Annotated in this window: 20 protein-coding genes; 17 read left to right on the top strand and 3 right to left on the bottom strand. The window is 53.8% G+C overall.

The window, feature by feature from the left end; translation table 11 throughout:
• Positions 1 to 611 precede the first annotated feature (611 nt).
• Genes flhA through P0D43_RS13535 form a run of 6 tightly spaced genes read left to right on the top strand, consistent with a single transcriptional unit; the run spans position 612 to position 7,949 of the window.
• The gene (flhA, locus tag P0D43_RS13560) at positions 612 to 2,732 is read left to right on the top strand and encodes a flagellar biosynthesis protein FlhA (protein ID WP_394672668.1); all 2,121 of its coding nucleotides are present in this window, start codon (positions 612 to 614) and stop codon (positions 2,730 to 2,732) included.
• On the top strand, positions 2,729 to 4,066 hold the full coding sequence (flhF, locus tag P0D43_RS13555; RefSeq protein WP_394672667.1) for a flagellar biosynthesis protein FlhF: 1,338 nt from the start codon (positions 2,729 to 2,731) through the stop codon (positions 4,064 to 4,066). The genes flhA and flhF overlap by 4 nt, the downstream gene beginning before the upstream one ends.
• On the top strand, positions 4,030 to 4,848 hold the full coding sequence (locus P0D43_RS13550) for a hypothetical protein (RefSeq protein WP_394672666.1): 819 nt from the start codon (positions 4,030 to 4,032) through the stop codon (positions 4,846 to 4,848). Before flhF ends, P0D43_RS13550 begins: the two co-directional genes overlap by 37 nt.
• Before the next feature lie 25 nt (positions 4,849 to 4,873).
• Positions 4,874 to 5,590, top strand: coding sequence for an RNA polymerase sigma factor FliA (locus P0D43_RS13545; protein WP_159571698.1), 717 nt, complete (start codon positions 4,874 to 4,876; stop codon positions 5,588 to 5,590).
• Between the two features lie 6 nt (positions 5,591 to 5,596).
• Entirely contained in the window at positions 5,597 to 7,495 is a 1,899-nt protein-coding gene (locus P0D43_RS13540; RefSeq protein WP_394672665.1) for an ATP-binding protein, read from the top strand.
• Positions 7,496 to 7,508: 13 nt separating this feature from the next.
• Complete coding sequence (locus P0D43_RS13535) at positions 7,509 to 7,949, top strand: response regulator (RefSeq protein WP_008251752.1); 441 nt, start codon at positions 7,509 to 7,511, stop codon at positions 7,947 to 7,949.
• On the opposite strand, the gene flgN is transcribed toward P0D43_RS13535, so the two are convergent.
• The 3 genes from flgN to flgA all read right to left on the bottom strand — a co-directional run bounded on the left by flgN (position 7,924) and on the right by flgA (position 9,593).
• On the bottom strand, positions 7,924 to 8,439 hold the full coding sequence (flgN, locus tag P0D43_RS13530) for a flagellar protein FlgN (protein WP_159571692.1): 516 nt from the start codon (positions 8,437 to 8,439) through the stop codon (positions 7,924 to 7,926). The genes P0D43_RS13535 and flgN overlap by 26 nt on opposite strands.
• A gap of 44 nt (positions 8,440 to 8,483) precedes the next feature.
• Entirely contained in the window at positions 8,484 to 8,774 is a 291-nt protein-coding gene (gene flgM / locus P0D43_RS13525; protein ID WP_159571689.1) for a flagellar biosynthesis anti-sigma factor FlgM, read from the bottom strand.
• A 114-nt stretch (positions 8,775 to 8,888) separates the two neighbouring features.
• Positions 8,889 to 9,593 (bottom strand): flagellar basal body P-ring formation chaperone FlgA, encoded by a 705-nt coding sequence (gene flgA / locus P0D43_RS13520; RefSeq protein WP_159571686.1) that lies wholly within the window; start codon positions 9,591 to 9,593, stop codon positions 8,889 to 8,891.
• Positions 9,594 to 9,784: 191 nt separating this feature from the next.
• Between flgA and flgB the strand changes: the two genes are divergently transcribed.
• From flgB to flgL, 11 genes are all read left to right on the top strand, one after another.
• Positions 9,785 to 10,237: a flagellar basal body rod protein FlgB gene (gene flgB, locus P0D43_RS13515; RefSeq protein ID WP_394672664.1), complete on the top strand. Its 453-nt coding sequence runs from the start codon at positions 9,785 to 9,787 to the stop codon at positions 10,235 to 10,237.
• Between the two features lie 16 nt (positions 10,238 to 10,253).
• Positions 10,254 to 10,676: a flagellar basal body rod protein FlgC gene (gene flgC, locus P0D43_RS13510; RefSeq protein ID WP_394672663.1), complete on the top strand. Its 423-nt coding sequence runs from the start codon at positions 10,254 to 10,256 to the stop codon at positions 10,674 to 10,676.
• 13 nt (positions 10,677 to 10,689) lie between these two features.
• On the top strand, positions 10,690 to 11,361 hold the full coding sequence (locus tag P0D43_RS13505; protein ID WP_341237700.1) for a flagellar hook assembly protein FlgD: 672 nt from the start codon (positions 10,690 to 10,692) through the stop codon (positions 11,359 to 11,361).
• Positions 11,362 to 11,387: 26 nt separating this feature from the next.
• Positions 11,388 to 12,701, top strand: a complete 1,314-nt coding sequence (flgE, locus tag P0D43_RS13500; protein ID WP_341237699.1) for a flagellar hook protein FlgE — start codon at positions 11,388 to 11,390, stop codon at positions 12,699 to 12,701.
• A 25-nt stretch (positions 12,702 to 12,726) separates the two neighbouring features.
• Positions 12,727 to 13,464 (top strand): flagellar basal-body rod protein FlgF, encoded by a 738-nt coding sequence (gene flgF / locus P0D43_RS13495; protein ID WP_138519302.1) that lies wholly within the window; start codon positions 12,727 to 12,729, stop codon positions 13,462 to 13,464.
• Positions 13,465 to 13,477: 13 nt separating this feature from the next.
• Complete coding sequence (gene flgG, locus P0D43_RS13490) at positions 13,478 to 14,260, top strand: flagellar basal-body rod protein FlgG (RefSeq protein WP_138519303.1); 783 nt, start codon at positions 13,478 to 13,480, stop codon at positions 14,258 to 14,260.
• 132 nt (positions 14,261 to 14,392) lie between these two features.
• Positions 14,393 to 14,998 (top strand): flagellar basal body L-ring protein FlgH, encoded by a 606-nt coding sequence (locus P0D43_RS13485; RefSeq protein ID WP_159571890.1) that lies wholly within the window; start codon positions 14,393 to 14,395, stop codon positions 14,996 to 14,998.
• A 13-nt stretch (positions 14,999 to 15,011) separates the two neighbouring features.
• The gene (locus P0D43_RS13480; RefSeq protein WP_138519304.1) at positions 15,012 to 16,157 is read left to right on the top strand and encodes a flagellar basal body P-ring protein FlgI; all 1,146 of its coding nucleotides are present in this window, start codon (positions 15,012 to 15,014) and stop codon (positions 16,155 to 16,157) included.
• Positions 16,158 to 16,571 carry a rod-binding protein gene (locus P0D43_RS13475; RefSeq protein WP_394672662.1) on the top strand — a complete coding sequence of 138 codons (414 nt, stop codon included), beginning with the start codon at positions 16,158 to 16,160 and terminating at the stop codon, positions 16,569 to 16,571.
• A 30-nt stretch (positions 16,572 to 16,601) separates the two neighbouring features.
• Positions 16,602 to 18,335 carry a flagellar hook-associated protein FlgK gene (gene flgK / locus P0D43_RS13470; RefSeq protein ID WP_394672661.1) on the top strand — a complete coding sequence of 578 codons (1,734 nt, stop codon included), beginning with the start codon at positions 16,602 to 16,604 and terminating at the stop codon, positions 18,333 to 18,335.
• A gap of 20 nt (positions 18,336 to 18,355) precedes the next feature.
• Positions 18,356 to 19,333: a flagellar hook-associated protein FlgL gene (gene flgL / locus P0D43_RS13465; protein WP_394672660.1), complete on the top strand. Its 978-nt coding sequence runs from the start codon at positions 18,356 to 18,358 to the stop codon at positions 19,331 to 19,333.
• Positions 19,334 to 19,536: the final 203 nt, after the last annotated feature.

Below are 19,536 nucleotides of genomic sequence, written 5' to 3'. Positions count from 1 at the left end.
ATCACCGCAGAGGTTTCTTGCCAACTCGGCATGGGTTACTTGTTCCGCACTGAAAACCACTTGATCCCTTTTTGAATTTATTCTTGCTCACCTCGCTCGGCAAAAGGGCGGGCCGAGTCTCGGTGTCGGCGTGACGCCGAACGCTGCGACTAAACTCAAACGGGGCGGTTTTCTTGAAGTGCGTCCCAAGCAATCCCACTGCCGAGTTGGCTTAAACCTACCGTGCGCGTCCACTTGCAGGTTCCGCTCTAAGTCACCGGCGCCGGCGTCTCTCCACCACCGCGCAGCTCACCGCTGTTCAACGCCCAATCGGCGGCGGTGTTTCGATCGCCTCGCCTTCAAGAAAACCTGCCCGTTTGAATTCACCCGCCACGGTCGGCCAAAGGCCGACACCGAGACTCGGCCCGCCCTTTTGCCGAGCGAGGTGAGTCAGGGTGAATTTCAAAAAGGGAAATACAGGTTTTCAGGCGAGAGATTGAAACTCAAGCCGATCGGGCAGTTAACGAGCGGTCGAGAAAGTGAAACCCAATCCACAATAAGGCGGTAAATCGCCTTCAATTCCTCCGTTGAGAAAAGCTAAAGTTTTCCATAATTGAACCGTTAACAACTTGATGGGCGGAATTGTGGCCACCACCGCATTCTCACTGGACTTTATAAAGGCAAGCTTGACTGGCGACAAGGTTAAAACCCTGGGCGCGCCAATCTTCATCATCATGATCCTGGTCATGATGATTTTGCCCGTACCGCCTTTCGCCCTTGATCTGTTTTTTACTTTCAACATTGCGCTCAGCCTCATGGTGCTGGTCGCAGCGCTTTACACCACCCGTCCCCTTGATTTTGCAGCCTTCCCCACCATCCTGTTGGTGACCACATTGCTGCGCCTGAGTCTGAACGTGGCATCAACGCGCGTGGTGCTCATGCACGGCCATGAAGGCCCCGATGCTGCCGGCAAGGTGATTGAGGCTTTCGGCCACTTTCTGGTTGGCGGCAACCTGGCTGTGGGTATTGTCGTGTTTGTAATCCTGATGTTGATCAACTTCGTGGTAATCACCAAGGGTGCTGGCCGTATTGCTGAAGTGTCTGCCCGTTTTACCCTGGATGCCATGCCCGGCAAACAAATGGCGATTGATGCCGACTTGAATGCTGGTTTGATTGCAGAAGACGAGGCCCGCAAGCGCCGCGCTGAAGTCAGCCAAGAGGCAGAGTTTTTTGGTTCCATGGACGGTGCCAGCAAATTCGTTCGTGGCGACGCCATGGCCGGTATCATGATTTTGATCATCAACATCATTGGTGGTTTTGCGGTAGGTGTTGCACAACACGACATGACCTTCGCCGACGCTGGCAGCAATTATGTATTGCTCGCGATTGGCGACGGCCTGGTTGCTCAGGTTCCCGCACTCGTTATTTCGATTGCAGCCGGTTTGGTGGTTGCCCGCGTAGGGCAGGGCCAGGACATTGGCACCCAATTGGCCAGTCAACTGCTCAAGTCTCCACAGGCCGTGGGCATCACCGCTGGCATTATGGCTCTGTTGGGTATTATTCCCGGCATGCCCAGTTTTGCATTCTTGCTGCTGGCGGCCGGGTTTGGATACCTGTCGTATCATCTCGCGCAAAAAGGCGTGGTTCAAAAAGTGGTTGCAACCACCGACGACCAAGCCAAAATCAAGGCTGCTACAACGGAAGCCCAGGAAGCCACTTGGGACGACCTGGTGCCCATCGACACCATTGCACTTGAAGTGGGTTATCGCTTGATCGCCCTGGTGGACAACAAACAAGACGGCGATTTGCTCAAGCGAATCAAAGCCATTCGCAAAAAGTTTGCGCAGGAAATCGGTTTTCTGCCACCGGCCGTGCATTTGCGCGACAACCTTGAACTGCGTCCCTCGGTGTATCGTATTTTGTTGAAAGGCGTGTGCATGGGCGAGGGCGAAGTGTTCCCGAACCAACACCTGGCCATCAACCCAGGCCGTGTCACCATGCAGTTGCCCGGTCCACAAACCACCGACCCCGCATTTGGTTTGCCTGCCGTGTGGATTTCCGACGATCAGAAAGAAAAGGCCAACGCTGCCGGTTACACCGTGGTGGATGCCTCCACAGTGGTGGCCACGCACTTGTCGCATATTTTGCAAACATCGGCTGCCCAATTGTTGGGCCGCACGGAAACCCAACAGTTGCTGGACCATTGCGCAAAAACGTCTTCGAAAGTGGTGGAAGACCTCACACCGAAATTGCTGGATGTTGCAGTGATTCAGAAAGTGCTTCAAAACCTGCTGGACGAAAGCGTACACATTCGCGACTTGCGCACTATTTTTGAAACCCTGCTTGAAAACGGCGTTCGCACCAAAAACCCGCTGGAACTCACCGCAGCTGTGCGCATTTCGCTAGGTCGCGCAATTGTTCAAGCCCTTGCGGGCACCACCGACGATTTGAACGTATTGGTGATGGAACCCAAGCTGGAACAGATGATTACACATGCCCATTCAGCCGCCGGGCAAGACCAAGTGGGCATTGACCCCAACCTGGCTGAAAACCTGGCTCGCCAAACCGCCGACGCAGCCGGGCGCCAAGAGCAGTTGGGCCAAAGCCCTGTGTTGCTGGTGCCTGATGCCCTGCGCTTGTCCATGGCCCGATTGTTAAAGCGTGCAGCCCCCAATCTGCGGGTGTTGTCGCACAGTGAAATTCCTGAAAACCGTACTATCCGCGTTGCGCAAGTCGTAGGAGCGAAAGCATGAAGCTGAAAAAATTCACAGCCCCCACCACAAGAGAGGCCTTGCAAAAGCTGCGCGCTGAACTGGGTGAAGACGCCATCATTCTGTCCACCAAGCAAACAGCTGCGGGAACGGAAGTGCTGGCAGCTTCTTCGGAAGACCTCGACACCGTGACCGAGAAGCCTGCGGCGTCCTCAGCACCTGTGTCCTGGACCAAGACTGAGCGCACTCAATTTGCCGCGCAAGAAGCCACGCGTCAGCCCACACCTGCAGAGAAAATTGCGCAGCAAGTGGCAGCGCAGCGCGATGTGTTGATTAACCGTGCGCCTGCTGTTACCCATCAAATTCCAGGTGCCATGCCTGCACCGGACATGATTTCCGATGTGGCCAAACGCCGCTCGCAAGCCGCCAGCGATGCCATGGTCAACGAGCAAAATGCAGTGCTGGAAGAAATCAAGCAAATGCGCCAGTTGCTGAAAGATCAAATGACCATGATCACCTGGCGCGATGCCCTGGAGAAGAACCCCCAGCGTGGCGAATTGTGGAACCAGTTAACACAATCGGGATTCTCTCCCCTGTTTGCACGCACCGTGGTTGAAAAACTGCCTGCAGACCTGACTGATAGCCAGGTGCAAGACTGGGTAATGAATGTCATCAAGAAAAACCTGAACGTGGTGCCTGCCGACAAAGACATTGTTGAAACTGGCGGTACTTTCGCCTTGGTTGGCCCCACCGGCGTGGGCAAACCCACCACCACAGCCAAGCTGGCTGCACGTTGCGTGGTGAAGTACGGCGCCGATTCGCTGGGCTTGATTACCACCGACAGCTACCGGATTGGTGCCCAGGATCAACTGCGCATTTACGGCAAAATTCTGGGTGTTCAGGTTTACACCGCACAAACTCATTCAGACCGTGACCAGCTGCGCAACACCATGCAACGCAAGCGCCTTATTTTGATCGACACCGTGGGCATGGGTCAGCGTGACTCACGCGTGGCAGAACAAACAAAAATTCTGACCGACAGCCATGTAAAACGCGTTTTGCTACTCAATGCCACCAGCCAACCAGAGACCCTGGATGACGTTGTTCGTCATTACAAGAGCACTGGTCTGAATGGCGCAATTTTGTCCAAACTCGACGAAGCCATCAAAATCGGTGGTGTGCTGGATGTGGTCATGCGTCACAAACTGGCCTTGCATTACATTGCCACCGGCCAGCGCGTACCTGAAGACTTGTTCCCCGCTGATCCTCGCGTGTTGGTGCACCGCGCCATGCGTGCGCGCAGCAGTCAGGCGTTTCAAGCCTCGAGCGAAGAATTGAAATGGAAAATGGCCCAAGTCTCTACGACTGGAATTTAAAGTTTCATGGTCAACTAGAACACATGGATCAAGCTAAAACACTTCGACACCTGTTGGGCCGCAAAGCCGCCACCATTCATCCGATTCTCGGTGACATGGCCAGTGATTATGCGGCCTGCCTGGCCCGATTCGGATTGGAGCAGCAGGCAAGGCAAGAACGTGCCGCGGTGTTGTTTGATGGCTCGGTTGCGGGGCTGCCCCAGTTGCTGCCACCCCATGGTCGGCCCGATCTGATCGAATTTTTCAATGGCAAGCTGAATCTGGAAGACCAAGTCATCGAGCTTGCGCAATCCCAATACCTGGTGGTGGCCCGAATTGGCCTGGAAGCCCTGACCAAAAAACCGGCCCAAGCCGTGGCTTTGCTGGGCAAGCTTCACCGCATGCCCGTGAGCTGCGATCGCTTTTATGCCACTTTGCCCTACGAGGCCGTTGAACTGGCCAAGGCGTTTTCCCCGCAAGACGACTGGTATTGGGTCGTACAACCCACTGCAAGATCGGTTACGCGTGCTTTTCAGGCCATTCGTTCTTCCAAAGGGGTAGACGAAAATATTCACCATCGTGTTATTGTTGCGGGTGTAAGAAGCACAGATGAAGCCGATCACGTGTTTGCAAATTTGCTGGAAAGCACTTCGAGCTTTCTGGTCAATCCGCTGCAGTACGCGGGGCATTTGCCAGCTTTGCCCTCGGGCAAGGCCTTGAACCAGGTCGGTCGGGAGATGATTGCGGCAGGTCGCCGAATTGCAAGAGCCATTTGCTCTTTCGACGAACACGCACTGGCGTAATAACAAGACAGGAAGCACAGACTCCATGTACACAGCCCAGGGCACTTTAGACAAATCAAAGCAGGTGGACCAGTACATTCCGTTGGTTCGCAGGTTGGCCCATCACCTCATCGCCAAATTGCCGGCGTCTGTGCAAATCGACGACCTGATTCAGGCCGGTCTGATTGGCCTGATGGACGCCATTACGCGTTTTGAGGAAGGTCAGGGCGCTCAGTTTGAAACCTATGCCAGCCAGCGAATTCGTGGCTCCATGCTCGATGAATTGCGCGCGGCCGACTGGATGCCCCGTGGCGTGCGCCAGGCGCAACGAAAAATTGAAACTGCAACCCTGAAAGCCGAGCAAAAGCTTGGGCGTTCGGCCAATGAGAAAGAGATCGCCGAAGTCATGGGCGTTAGCCTGGATGAATACCAGGACATGCTGTTTGACTCGCGTGGCGCATCGCTGGTGTTCTACGACGACTACGCAGATGATGGCGACGGCGAAGGTTACCTTGACCGACAAATTGGTGGCGATGAAGAAGCCAACCCGCTTGAAATGCTGGGTGATCAACGTTTTCGTGAAAATCTGATTCAAGCCATTGAAGACCTGCCGGAACGTGAAAAAATGCTCATGGGACTGTATTATGAGCAAGAGTTAAACTTCCGTGAAATCGCCGCTGTGCTCGGAGTCACTGAATCCCGTGTGTGCCAATTGCACACACAGGCAGTCAGTCGCCTCAAAGCCAAGCTTCGCGAACACTAAGCACACATGGCAGATCCCAAAGCCCAGGGAAAACCGAGAACATTCGAGCAGTCTCGCACCAGGGTCAACCGCTCCCTGATTTTAGTCATCCTCACTGGCGTTGGTCCTTTGACCCTGGCTGCTTTTTACATGGCGGCCACCACCTCTGATCCCGGCAACTGGAAGTTAACCATTCTGCTCACCCTGGCACTGGGTGTACTGGGTGCCTGGTTCATGGGCAACAAGCTCATGTCCGGCTTGCTGGAAATTATCCAGTCTTCCGTTCAATCTGAAAGCCAGTTGCGTCGCCTCATGGAATTGTCAGGTGACTGGTATTGGCATCAAAACTCCGCCCACACCATTGTGCGAATCATTTATCGGGGCAGGGACCAAAACAACAACTCTCGTAGCGGCTTCAAGCTGCCATTCGACGGCCTGGCCCGTTGGGATGTCGAAGGTTTGAAGTGCATCGATCCACGCTACAACTGGGACACATTCAAAGAACTGCTTGACAGCCACCAACCCTTTGACCGGGTGTGTTTTGAATACTGGCCCCAAGATGCAGAGCGTATTATTTTCGAATCCACCGGTCGTCCCTTGTACAACGCCAAAGGCGATTTTATGGGCTACATGGGGGTGTCTTCCGATCGAACGCAGAAACGCCTGAATGAACAATTGCTCTCCTTGCAGCGTTCCCTGTTGCAAGGTGTGTTGCTTTCTGCACCCATTCCTGAACTGGCGGCTTCATACGCACGGGGCCTGAAAAACTGTCTCACCGTGCACGCCGAAGTGGTGCTGGGCTTTCGGGACAAATCGGAGCACAACTACTGGCGGGTTCGCGGTACACACCCAGACCTGCGTATGCCGCTGGAGAAGGGGCAAGCATTTTGGGACAATGCGGAACAGTTGTGTGAGCCCCTGGAAGGTCACGATCAACACGGCTTGGTGTGGATCGCCAAAATGAAACCCGAGCATTATTTCGAGGACAATTGGGCCAGTGAATTGGGAGTTACTTCGGTGTGGTTTGCCTTGCGCAAAGCAGTCGAGCCCAATCAGCCAGAGTACTGGATCATGGTGGCCCAGAAAGGTGTCGAGAACACCGGCCATGATGATGTGTTGCGTGTGCTCACCGCCATTCGACTGTTGGGTCTGTGTGTTGAGCGCCGTGTCTTTGAAGATGATTTGCAGGGCCTGAACGGTACGCTTGAACAACGAATCAACGATCGAACCGCTGAGCTTACCCGCAGCAATTCCGAGCTGGAGGCGTTCACTTACACCGTGTCGCATGACCTGCGCGCGCCATTGCGTGCCATTGACGGTTTCTCCAGCATCTTGAAAGAAGACTTTGCAGAAGGCCTGCCCGAAGATGCCCGTGGATTGCTTGATCGAATCAGCAACAATGCGCGCCAAATGGGTGGTTTGATCGATGGCCTGCTCGACTTTTCTCGCTTGTTGCGAACCGATGTTGCGCGTGTGCGGGTTGATCAACATCAACTGCTCGATCAAATTCTGGATCAGCTCGACGCCAAACGTAAAAATGTGGTCGAAGTGTGCGAACTGCCAGTGGTCTACGCCGACCCGGTGTTGCTAAAACAGGTGTGGATGAACTTGATCGACAACGCCTTGAAGTTCAGCAGCAAGGCAGACCAGCCCAAAGTGACCGTTGAGTGCGAGAAACTGGGGCGTTTTTACAGCTTCAGTGTCCGGTACAATGGTGCGGGCTTCGACATGAAATACGCAGACAAGCTGTTCAATGTGTTTGAGCGTTTGCACCACAGAAAAGATTTTGATGGCACCGGAGTGGGCCTGGCCATTGTGAAACGAATTATTGAACGTCATGGTGGTGAAATCAGCGCCAGGGGTGAATTGGGGCAGGGTGCCTGCTTTACATTCACACTGCCTGAACAAGCCGACCTGAACGACTAGAAGGATTTCTGCCATGGCTGATGTAGTACTGGTTGATGACAATTCCAATGACGCCGATCTCGCCCTGCGGGTGGTGCGTAAAACATCATCAAGCTCCACCACGGTGCTGCTCGAAGATGGCGAAAGAGCCATCGAATATTTCAAGCAGTTGATGGAGGATCATCCCAAAGACAGCGCTGCCTTGAATTTGCCAAAACTGGTGTTGCTGGATTTGAAGCTGCCCAAGCTGGACGGTTTGGAAGTATTGAAATTTCTACGCTCTCACGATGTCTTTAAAACCATGCCAATCGTGGTGCTTTCTTCCTCGCGAGAAATCAGCGATGTGAAGCGGTCTTATGAGTTGGGAGTGAACAGCTTTGCAGTCAAACCAGTGCAATTTGATCAGTACCTGACCCGAATTTCTGCACTGGTGTCTTATTGGCTAACGATTAACGAATTACCGCGCGGGGCATAGCGCCACCCGTTAAGGCTGACTGGCTCATACCGCCCTTGGGGCCATATGTGTCGCTGGCTGTTGGCATTTGTTCGGCCACAGCGGCGGCAGTCAAAATTGAAATTCTTTCCTGCAAGCCTGCCAACTGTTCTGTAACCAGCTCACCGTTTGTGTTGTTCAAACGTTGTGCATGGCTCAGCGTAGTGCGAAGGGTGGAGTAAGTGCCCAACAGGCGGGGTTCGTGTGCTGCAAGCACATCGGTCCACAAGGCAATGCCATCCATATTGGGTTGAAAGCCTTCCGCCTTGGCCATTTGTACATTGGCCAAATAACGTTTTTCCAGCTCCAGCATCATGGCCTCTTTGCGAAGGGCCAGGCTGTTCAGTTCAGTGGTTTGCAGTTTTACCAGGCACGCCTGCTCTTCAAGCAAGATATCAACCAGCGCCATGGCCATGTCACATTCATAGGCCAGGTTTCGGTACAAGTTTTTTGCTGCGTCAGCGTGCGACATAATGTTCTATCCTCAGTTTGAGCTCCGAGGCACCAGGGCAAAAATTACTTTTGACCAAGCAACTCGCGAGCACTTTCAATCACCTTGGCTGCAACAGCCTCGGCGTTGACCTTAAATTCACCATTGCTGATGGCCTCTTTGATCTCGGCCACTTTTTCAGCATTGAACGGAGCACCAGCGGCACTTAGTTCACTGGATTGCCCGGACAGCTTTGCTACCGCGCCTTCCGAACTGGCTTTTTCAGTGGAACCAACCGATGCTGACTTGCTGCCACCTTGTGGCTTGGTCAGTTTGTCAATCGGGTTGCTTCCCGGGTTTATTCTATTAATACTCATGATGTCCTCCGCGTTGGGCAGAGCCTAAGTGGGTTTCGTATGTTTTCTTAACGGCTCGATTCCACCTTACTTTAACGAATTCTCGAAAGAATTCCTACTTTTTTAGGATCACCCTTACAAACTAACCTCGACCAAAAGCGCATCACGCGCCACACCGTGAAGTATTTTGCCCTGCGCGGTTTTGATTTTTACCACCTCGCCCAGCTCGGCTTCGCCCATGGCCACGGCAGTACCGCCTATGGCAAAGCCCGGGCCTTTCATCATCACTTTGACCGTGTCGCCGTTTTTCACCAAGGCCTGACCACGCAAATGGTCGTACTTGAGCAAGGTGCCGGGCCACAATTGTCGCGCAGCAGTTTTGTTGTTTAAATGTGCAAGATCACTGACCCAGCCATGGCTAAGCTGACTTAAATCCATGGTTCTGAACTCAACATCATTGATGCCAAGTACCTGACCAGACTGCACTGTGCCTTTAACCACCAGCACGGGTGCCCACACTTTCACATCCACACCCAAAAAAAACGGTGCTGTGTCTGAGCCCACACATTGCACGCGCACATAGGTGCGTCCCCACATTTTGTTGCCTGCCGAATTGGCAAACAGTGCAGCAGGGCATTGCAGGCTGCCAATGCGTTCATCGGCTTTCACAAACTTCACATCGACACTTGCGCCGGGCGGCAGCAATGCGGGGTCCACCAATTCACTCAAGCGGGTCTCTGTCACCCAGCGCGAGCTGTCCGCCTGCGCCAAGCCGGCCTGCAGTAGCGCAAGGGCCAGCAGTGCTTGAAATGTGGTTTTAAAAAAAGTGTGAAATTTCATTCAAGTTCTGGGCGTTGCTGCCGTAAAAGTCACTGTAAGAAATAATTTCTGCCTCGATGACAACATCCTAGGCGGGAGCTTGCTGCACCCTAAGCAGAAAAAGAGCACCCTTTCCCCCCTTTATCTTCACTTTGATTTGACAGCATCAATTCAATAATCCATTCATCCGTCCGTGTATGAAGGATTCAACGATGTTGGACAAACTTACTGATGCAATGCAGTTCTCTGCCGAGGCCCTGAAAATCAGAGCGCGTCGGCAAGAGGTATTGACGTCCAACATTACCAACGTAGACACCCCCAATTACAAAGCAGTCGATTTCGACTTTAAAAGCGCGCTGAAGGCAGCCACTGGAGATAAGGGTTCCATGGGTGCACCGGCGAATCCTGGTTTGGGCAATGGCGCTGGCGCATTGGCTGTGACCCACCAGGGCCACATTACTGGCAAAGGCAATGCGGGCATGACCACTTCCGAGATGTTGCAGTTTCGCCGTGGCAACAATGCCGCCATTGACGGCAACTCGGTCGACATTGACCGCGAGCGTGCTGCATTTGCAGAAAACACCGTGAAGTACGAAGCCGCCCTGCGCACCATCAATGGAAGAATTTCTTCCTTGAAGCAGGCCATGGGCTCGGGCAACCAATAAGGCTTAAGGAAACAACATGTCGCTATTTAATTCTTTCAAGTTAGCCGGTGGTGCCATGCAGGCACAGACCACACGCCTGAACACGGTGGCCAGTAACCTGGCCAACGAAGACACGGCGGCTTCCAGTCCGGAAACGGCCTATCAGGCCCGCAAGGTTGTATTTGAAGCCGTGCTTCAAAAGGCCGCGCCGGGCAAGGCAGCCCTGGCCGACAACGTACAGGTCAAAGACATCGTTGAGGACAAAACCGAAGCGAAGAAGATGTTCGATCCCAAACACCCGATGGCAGATCAGGATGGCTACGTGTACATGCCGAATGTGAATGCAGTGGAAGAAATGGTGGACATGCTGGCTGCTTCCCGCAGCTACCAGACCAATGCTGAAGTCATGAACACCGCCAAACAGTTGATGTTGAAAACCTTGAACATGGGCAACCAGTAAGGAGCAATGAAAAATGACGATTGATGTAACTTCCGCACTGGGTAACAACAGCGGCGCCACAGCAGCCAAAAAGAGAGTCGATGAGAACAGCCCTGAAGCGATTCAGGAACGTTTCATGTCCTTGTTGGTGGCCCAGTTGAAAAACCAGGACCCACTGGCCCCGATGGACAACGCGCAGGTCACCAGCCAAATGGCGCAATTGAACACGGTCACCGGCATCAACAAACTGAACACCACCATGGAAGGTGTGTCCGCTTCGCTGAATGCAAACCAAACCATCCAGGCCACCAGCATGCTGGGCCGTGCGGTGCTCACCGAGGGCAGCGACCTGACCTTGGTCGATGGCAACGCCGTGGGCTCCATGGAGTTGAATCAAAGCGTCGACATTCTGCGTGTGAATGTGCTGGATGCAGGTGCCAATGTGGTTCGCACCATTGACCTGGGCCCACAGTCCAAAGGCACGCATCAGTTTGAGTGGGACGGCAAAAGCAACGATGGAAGCACCCTGCCAGTCGGGAATTACAAGTTCGAGATTGAAGCAAAAGCAGCAGGCAAGGACGCCAGCGTGACACCTCTGACCCTGTCTGTGGTTCAGGGCGTGCGCAATGCCGGCGCGGAAGGCACCAAACTTTTAACCAGCAATGGCGGCGAAGTCAGTTTCGCAGACATCAAGCAGGTTTTCTAATTTAAAGATTTTTCAAGGAGTCAAGCATGGCTTTTTCAGCAGGTGGTAGTTTCCAGCAGGGTTTGAGTGGTCTGAACGCAGCACAGCGCGGTTTGGAAGTCATTGCAAACAACGTATCCAACGCCAGCGTGGTGGGTTTTAAAGGATCCGAGGCAGAGTTCTCTGATGTATTCGCCCGTGCGTTCAACGGCGCGCGTTCCACCAATGGCATTGGTCTGGGTACCAGCCTTGCTGCGGTTACGCAAAACTTCAAACAGGGCAACATCAACGTCACCGGCAATCCTTTGGATCTGGCCATCAGCGGTACTGGTTTTTTCAAGGTACAGGCTGGCAATGGCGACAACATTTACACTCGCAACGGCCAATTCACGCTGAACAATGCGGGCCTCATCGTGAACTCCCGCGGCGACAAGTTGCAGGGTTTCCCGGTTGATGCCGCCACTGGCCGTCCATCCGATGTAGCTCAGGACATTCTGGTTCCACGCGGCAGCATTCCTCCCGCTGCAACACGTTCAGGTCGTCTTGAATTAAACCTGGATGCACGTGCTCCAGCCATCGATCCCGCTTTGGTGTTTGACCCTGCAAACCTGAATACCTTCAACAACTCAACATCGATGACGGTGTATGACGAGTTGGGCGGTGCACACATCATGGCCGTGTACATGCGCAAGGAAGCGTCAAACGATTGGTCAGTATTTGCCACAGTCGATGGCACTCAAGTGGACGTAGGTACCGCCCCCGTGGCAGTAACTGCTGCGCCAGCGCAATCCACTTCAGCCAACCTGCAATATGGCGTCGATGGTTTGCTGACTACACCCAACACCGGCAACCTGACTGTGGACATGTCGCGTTTCGTGACCGCGAGCGGCGTGCCGTTTTCTTCCACTGGCACTGCACCCAACCAGTTCACTTTCAATATGAGCAACACCACGCAGTACGGCAGCTCATTTGTGGTGCAAAACCTGGGTCAAGACGGTTTTGAGTCTTCTCCATTTGCGGGCTTTGATGTGGGCGCCAACGGCATGCTGACCATCAGCTATGCAAACGGCCAGTTGGTAAACCATGCGCAGATCGGTTTGTATCGGTTCCCGAATCCGGAAGGTTTGCAGCCAGTGGGTTCAAACGGCTGGTTGGCCACCAACTCGTCTGGCCCCGAACTGGTGTCGCTGAGTGAAGACACTGCCTTCGGCATTATTCAGTCGGGCGCTTTGGAAGAGTCGAACATTGATTTGACAGCTGAACTGGTTGCGATGATTTCCGCACAGCGGGTTTATCAGGCCAACTCACAGACCATCAAAACACAAGACTCGATTTTCCAGACCATTACCAACCTTCGTTAATGTGAACTGAAGCGGGATTGCACACATGGACAAACTGATTTTCCTGGCCGCCCAAGCCGCCAAAGGCACAATGTCTCGCCAAGAGAACATTGCCAACAACCTGGCCAACGTGAACACGCCCGGGTTTCGGCAACAACTCATGGCGTTTCAAAGTGCGCCGGTCACCGGCGAGGGCAGTGGTTCCCGAAGCTTTGCGGTGGAAACCAGCATTGGCTTTGACACCACGCCAGGACAAATCCAGTCCACGGGTCGGGAAATGGACGTGGCCATTCAAGGCGAGGGCTGGTTTGCAGTCAACGACGCCAAAGGCAACGAGGCCTACACCCGCAACGGTTCCTTTCAACTGGATGGCCAAGGCAACCTGGTGACCCAGGAAGGTTATTCAGTCATCGGCAGCAATGGCCCGATCAATGTGCCGCCAGATCATCGCTTGTCGTTTGAAGGCGATGGTTCGGTGTCTGCGATTCCGCTGGGTGGCGACACCAATGTGGTTCAACTGGGCCGCCTGAAACTGGTGAATATCCCCGAAGGTGAAATCAACCGGGGCGACGACGGCCTGTTCCGCGCCGCCAACGGTGACCCCGCGGAAGCCGATTTGAATGTGCGTGTTGCAGGCGGCTTCATTGAAAGCAGCAACGTGAATGCAGTGGACATGATGGTGCAAATGATCACCGCAGCCCGCCAGTATGAAACCCAAATGAAAATGATCAGCACGGCCAAAGAAAACGGCCAGGCCGCCAACAGCCTGTTTGGCATGAACTAAGGAGAAACCCACCATGATGCGTTCTTTGTGGATTGCAAAAACAGGTCTGGATGCCCAGCAAACCCAGCTTGATGTTATTTCCAACAACCTGGCCAACACAGCCACCAACGGCTTTAAACGCTCGCGCGCTGTGTTCGAAGATTTGTTGTATCAAACACTGCGCCAGCCCGGTGCACAAACCACCGAGCAAACTCAAGTGCCTTCTGGCCTGCAAATTGGTACTGGTGTAAAGCCGGTTTCAACGGTGCGTAATTTTGCGCAGGGTAACTTGCAGCAAACCGGCAACACGCTTGATGTCGCCATCAATGGTCAAGGTTTCTTTCAAGTGCAAATGCCCGATGGCACCACCAGCTACACCCGCGACGGCAGTATTCAGATTGACGCCAACGGCACCCTGGTCACATCCAACGGCTATCCTGTTCTTGGGCCAGTCACCATTCCCCAAGGCGTGCAGGAAATTTCCATTTCTCAGGATGGTGTGGTGTCTGCCGTGGTGCAGGGCCAGGTACAACCTCAGGAACTGGGTCAAATTCAGTTGGCCAGTTTTGTGAACCCGGCCGGCTTGTTCAGCATGGGCCAAAACCTGTATTCAGAAACAGCCGCTTCTGGCGCGCCCACACAAGCTGTGGCGGGTACCAACGGCGTGGGTTTCATCTCCCAGGGTTTCGTGGAAACATCGAACGTGAATGTGGTGGAAGAACTGGTGGGTTTGATTCAGGCCCAGCGCGCTTACGAAATCAATTCCAAGGCAATCTCCACATCTGACCAGATGTTACAGCGCTTATCTCAGCTTTGATTTTTAAAACCTCAGTCACACTGAACGTGTTCTGATGGAGTGTATGGCATGAAAAGTTTGGTTCTAATCGGTTTAACGGCAGTGTTCTCGATAACTTTAGGGGCTTGTTCAACTTTCGCACCGAAAGTTGACATGCCCGAGAAAACAACCGTGCCGCAACTGGTGCAGCAGCCGGACCAACTGGCCATGGCTGCCCCCACGGGTAGCCTGTACAGCCCGGCCACCTATCGCCCCCTGTTTGAAGACCAGCGCGCCCGGTTTTTGGGTGACACACTGACCATTCAAATTATTGAACAGATCAACGCCGCGCAAACCAACTCCATGAGCGCTTCCCGCAGCGACTCTGCCAGCATTGATATTCCCTTGATTCAAGGCTTCTTTGGAAGCCGTGACTTGCGTGCAATCAACGGCAGTGCCAGCAGCGACAAAGACTTTTCTGGCGAAGGCTCCAGCCGCGCCGCCAATACACTGACTGGTTCCATCACAGTGACCGTGGCCAGCGTGCTGCCCAACGGCAACTTGCAAGTGGTAGGCGAAAAACAGATTGGTACCAATCGTGAAGTGGAATACCTGAAATTCAGCGGCGTTGTGAATCCCATTACCATTTTGCCCGGCAATGTGGTGCCCAGCACCAAGGTCGCCGACGCACGCATTGAATACCGCGGGAAAGGTGCCTTGGACTCTGCCACAGCCATGGGCTGGTTGAGCCGCTTTTTCCTGACCGTGTTGCCTTTCTGAACTGGACCTCACCATGAAACGCATTTCCTTGCCGGAATTGAAAGACCGAATTATCAAAGGCGTTGTGCTCGCCTTGACCGCCGCTGCGGTCATGGCGTTTGGCACACAAGCTGACGCACAAACCCGAATTCGCGACCTGGTCACCGTGTCTGGCGTGCGCTCCAACCCAGTGTATGGCTACGGCATTGTGATCGGCCTGGATGGCACCGGCGACCAAACCACACAAACACCATTTACCAGCCAAAGCATTGTCTCCATGCTGCAGCAGTCGGGCATCACCTTGCCACCGGGTGCCAATTTGCAATTGAAGAACGTCGCTTCGGTCATGGTCACCGCCAATCTGCCTGCCTTTGCGCAACCCGGCCAGGCCATCGATGTCACTGTGTCTTCCATCGGCAATGCCAAAAGCCTGCGTGGCGGCATGTTGTTGATGACCCCCTTGAAAGGTGCAGACGGTCAGGTATACGCACTGGCCCAAGGCCAATTGATTGTGGGTGGTGCAGGTGCTTCTGCAGGTGGTTCCAAAACAGTGATCAACCACTTGTCGGCAGGCCGTATCCCGGCGGGTGCCTTGGTTGAACGTGAAGTGGCTTCGCCCTTCCTGCTGGGAGAAACCCTGCAGCTGGAATTGACGACAACCGATTTTTCCAACGCCATTCGCGTGGCCGAGGCAATTAACAACAACATGGGCCCGAACGTGGCCCAAGCGCTCGACGGCCGCACCATCAAGGTTCGTGCGCCCTCCAATCCCAACGACCGCGTGGCGTTTTTGTCGCGTGTTCAGGAACTGAGCATCAACAAAGCCATGGGCAGTGCCAAGGTCATTGTGAATGCACGCACGGGTTCGGTGGTCATGAATCAGGCCGTGATGCTGGAAAGCTGCGCCGTGGCACATGGCAACCTCACCGTCAAAATTACTTCTACCCCGGTTATTTCACAACCCGCGCCATTTGGTCAGGGCGAAACGGTGGTTACTGAGGTGGCCGATATTCAAATTTCCGAAGCCGGTGGCGAGTTGATTGAGATCAAGGGGGCCGCTCAGTTGTCCGATGTGGTCAAAGCCTTGAATGCCTTGGGCGCTACGCCCAGCGACCTGATCTCGATTTTGCAAGCCATGCAAACCGCTGGCAGCCTGAAAGCTGAACTTGAGGTGATCTAAATGACGCCATTGTCGAACAAGCCGGTTGATACCCAGCAAATGCTGTCGATGGATTCCCGTAGCCTGGAAGGCTTGAAACGCGGTGCGCGCTCCGAACGGGGCAGCGAGGAGTTCAATGCAGCAGTTGACAAGGTGGCCGTGCAGTTCGAATCCATTTTTCTGCAGATGGCCTTGAAAAGCATGCGCGATGCCACACCCGAGGGCGGTTTGTTCACCGATTCCAGCACCAAAGCCTATCAGGGCATGTACGACCAGGAACTGGTTCAGAAACTGTCGGGCAAGGGTTTGGGCCTTGCTGGCGAAATTGCACGGCAGTTAAAAGCCGGTGCAGGCGTGGGTGGCGAGCAAACCATTTTCCCGCCAGGGCAGATCAAGAAAGACTTCCCCTCAACTTTCCCGAAAACTGACCGTTAAGTCGTTCAAGACACCAAAGGATCCTGAATCATGTCTAACTCGGTTTACGGAATTGCGCTCAGCGGCCTGAATGCGGCCCGGGCAGGGCTATCCACCACCTCGCACAACATTGCGAACAGCAACACAGTTGGTTTTAATCGCCAGCAGGTGATTCAACAGTCGCGCCCCTCCACGGGCAGCGACATTGGCTATATTGGCCAGGGAGTTGACATTGCCTCCGTGCAGCGGGTGTATTCCGATTTCATCAATGCACAGGAACAGAAAGCCACATCCGATGCGGCTTTTTACAATGCCAAGGCGCAGCAAATTGCCCGTGTCGACGCCATGATCGCCGACGATGCGTCGGGCTTGTCCAGTGCCCTGAGTATTTTCTTTGGTGCCGCGCAAACCCTGTCGACCAATCCGGCCGATCTGGCCGCGCGTCAGAACTACTTGTCCTCGGCTGGAACCCTGACTTCGCGATTCAACGGTTTGAATACGGTGATGGACGAATTGCGCAGTGCCACCAACCTGAAAATTCGTGACACGGTGGAGCAGCTGAACAACGCCACCTCGCAAATTGCGGCGTTGAACAATCAAATCGTGACCGCCTTGAACCAAACCTCCAATGGTGGCCCACCCAATGATTTGATGGATCGCCGGGACCAATTGATCTTGCGGCTGTCCGAACAGGTACAAGTGACGCGCGTGGATGTGGCCGACGGCTCAACCAATCTGTTTCTGGCCAATGGCCAGTCTTTGGTTGTAGGTACGACCCAATTCAAGGTTCAAACACAGGTTGATCCTCAAGACCCACAAAATTTGCTGGTTGGAATGACAAGCAAAGTCAACGGTCAGGATCGGCTTCTTGCCTTTGATTCCAAAAGTTTAGGCAACGGTGCGTTGTCAGGTTTCCTGAGCTTTCGTGAAAATGAACTGACCGAATACCAGAACACAATCAGCTTGCTGGCCGCGCGGATTGGTCAAGCAGTCAATGACGTCCAAACCACTGGTGTAGACCTGGACAACAACCCAGGCAGTGCCCTGTTCAGTTTCGGCAACAGCGGTAATTTTGTAACTGACATTTCCCGCGTTGTGCCCAATATCAACAACAGCACAGCCAACCCCACGCAAATCACCATGCGTGGTCTTGATTTGTCCAAGCTTGGGCCCGCCGAATACGAAGTTCAAATTGTGGGCAGCCAGCCCCGTTATCGCGAGATGGGCTCAAATGGTCCGTTTGTTCCTGCCGCATTGGTGACTGACCCAGGCGGTGATTACTATGAAATTCGCGACCCCGCAGGTGCACCATTGCTCAGCTTCCAGTTGAGCAATGCCACGCCGCAAGAAGGCGATCGTTTTGTGCTGATGCCAGTGCGTGAAGCAGCCTTGAACATGCGCACTGCGCTCAATCGGCCCTCTGAGGTGGCAGCGTCTTCTGCCGTCAACCCAAGCATCGGTAACAACGAAAATATTTTGAAGGTCGCTGCGTTGCAGACTGCACGCACCCTGTCTCAGTCCAATAACTCAGCGGGCGTTTCCATTTCGGACGGGTTCAACCAATTGGTCAGCCGCGTGGGCAATAAAACCCGTGAATTCAATCTGGCTGCGGAGTCACGCGAGACCGTGTTGAACCAGGTGGCCGATTCACGCGATGCCTTACAGGGCGTCAACATGGATGAAGAAGCGGCCAACCTGATCAAGTTTCAACAGGCTTACCAGGCTTCCGGGCGAGTTATTTCACTGTCCAAAGAATTGTTTGATCAAATCCTCAGCATGTTCTGATCGGGTTTCAAGGAAAAATTATGGCAATCGGCAGAATCAGCACCAACCAGTACTTCAAGCTCAGCACTGAACGCATGAGCAAGCAACAAACTGAACTGGTGAAATTACAGGGGCAACTGGCAACAGGGCAGCGGGTGCTGAAACCCTCGGATGACCCTTTGGCCATGTCAGTGGCTTTGGGTGCCAAAGCGGGTGTGAAAACCATCGACAGCTATCAAAGCAACATCACCTACGTGAACAACCAGTTGGGTCAAATGGATGTGGCCTTGCAATCAGCTTCCGACATCATGGTGTCCATCAAGGAAGCATTTTTGCAGGCAGGAAATGCAACATTAAGCCGTGCCGATCGGGAAATTATTGCGCAAGACATTGAAGGCCGCATGGAAGAGTTGCGCGGTATTGCCAACCGCACAGACGCCAACGGTTACTACATGTTTTCAGGTACGTTTCAGGACCGTGAGCCTTTCCAGGCACCGGCTGGCGGTGTAAGCGGCACGTTTTTGGAAACCACCACGGCAGCTGCTGGTGAAGCAGTGATTGGCCGAGAAATTCAAGTGGCCAGCGGCCGTTTTGTAAACCTGAGCATTACAGGCCAGGACGCCTTTGTAGACCCGAATACGAATGAAGATGCTTTTGCGATTCTTCGCGATGCGGTGGCTTTGTTGCGCAATCCTTCTTACCCCAATGGTCAGGAGGGTGCAACGCCTCAAGATACTTACTTGAAAGCGTTCAATGACAAGGGTGCGCAGCTCGACGACATTTTTGACCAGGTACAAATTTCCCGCACCAAAGTGGGTGTTCGCCTGCGTGAGGTTGAAACCCTGCAACAGATTAACCAGGCTGCCCAGTTGGAGCTTGAACGCGTTGCTGGTGAGGCGGTGGGGCTTGATTATGCCAAGGCCATCAGTGAGCTGTCTCAGGGCCAATTGCAGCTTCAGGCTGCGCAGCAAAGCTTTGCGAGTACCTCGCAGCTGACCTTGTTCAACTTTATTGGTTGAACTTGAAAGGTCGCAGCTGCGGTTTCTTGCCACCTCGGCGTGGGTTACTTGTTACGCACTGAAAACCGCTGAATCCCTTTTTGAAATTCCCCCTGACTCACCTCGCTCGGCAAAAGGGCGGGCCGAGTCTCGGTGCCGGCCAATGGCCGACCGTTGCGGTTGAATTCAAACGGGGCGGCTTTCTTGAAGTGCGCCCCAAGCAA

The sequence above is a fragment of the Limnobacter sp. genome (assembly GCF_043511195.1).
Taxonomy (GTDB): domain Bacteria; phylum Pseudomonadota; class Gammaproteobacteria; order Burkholderiales; family Burkholderiaceae_B; genus Limnobacter.
The sequence above is the reverse complement of the archived record's forward strand: the minus strand, read 5'-3'. Positions and strand labels throughout refer to the sequence as shown.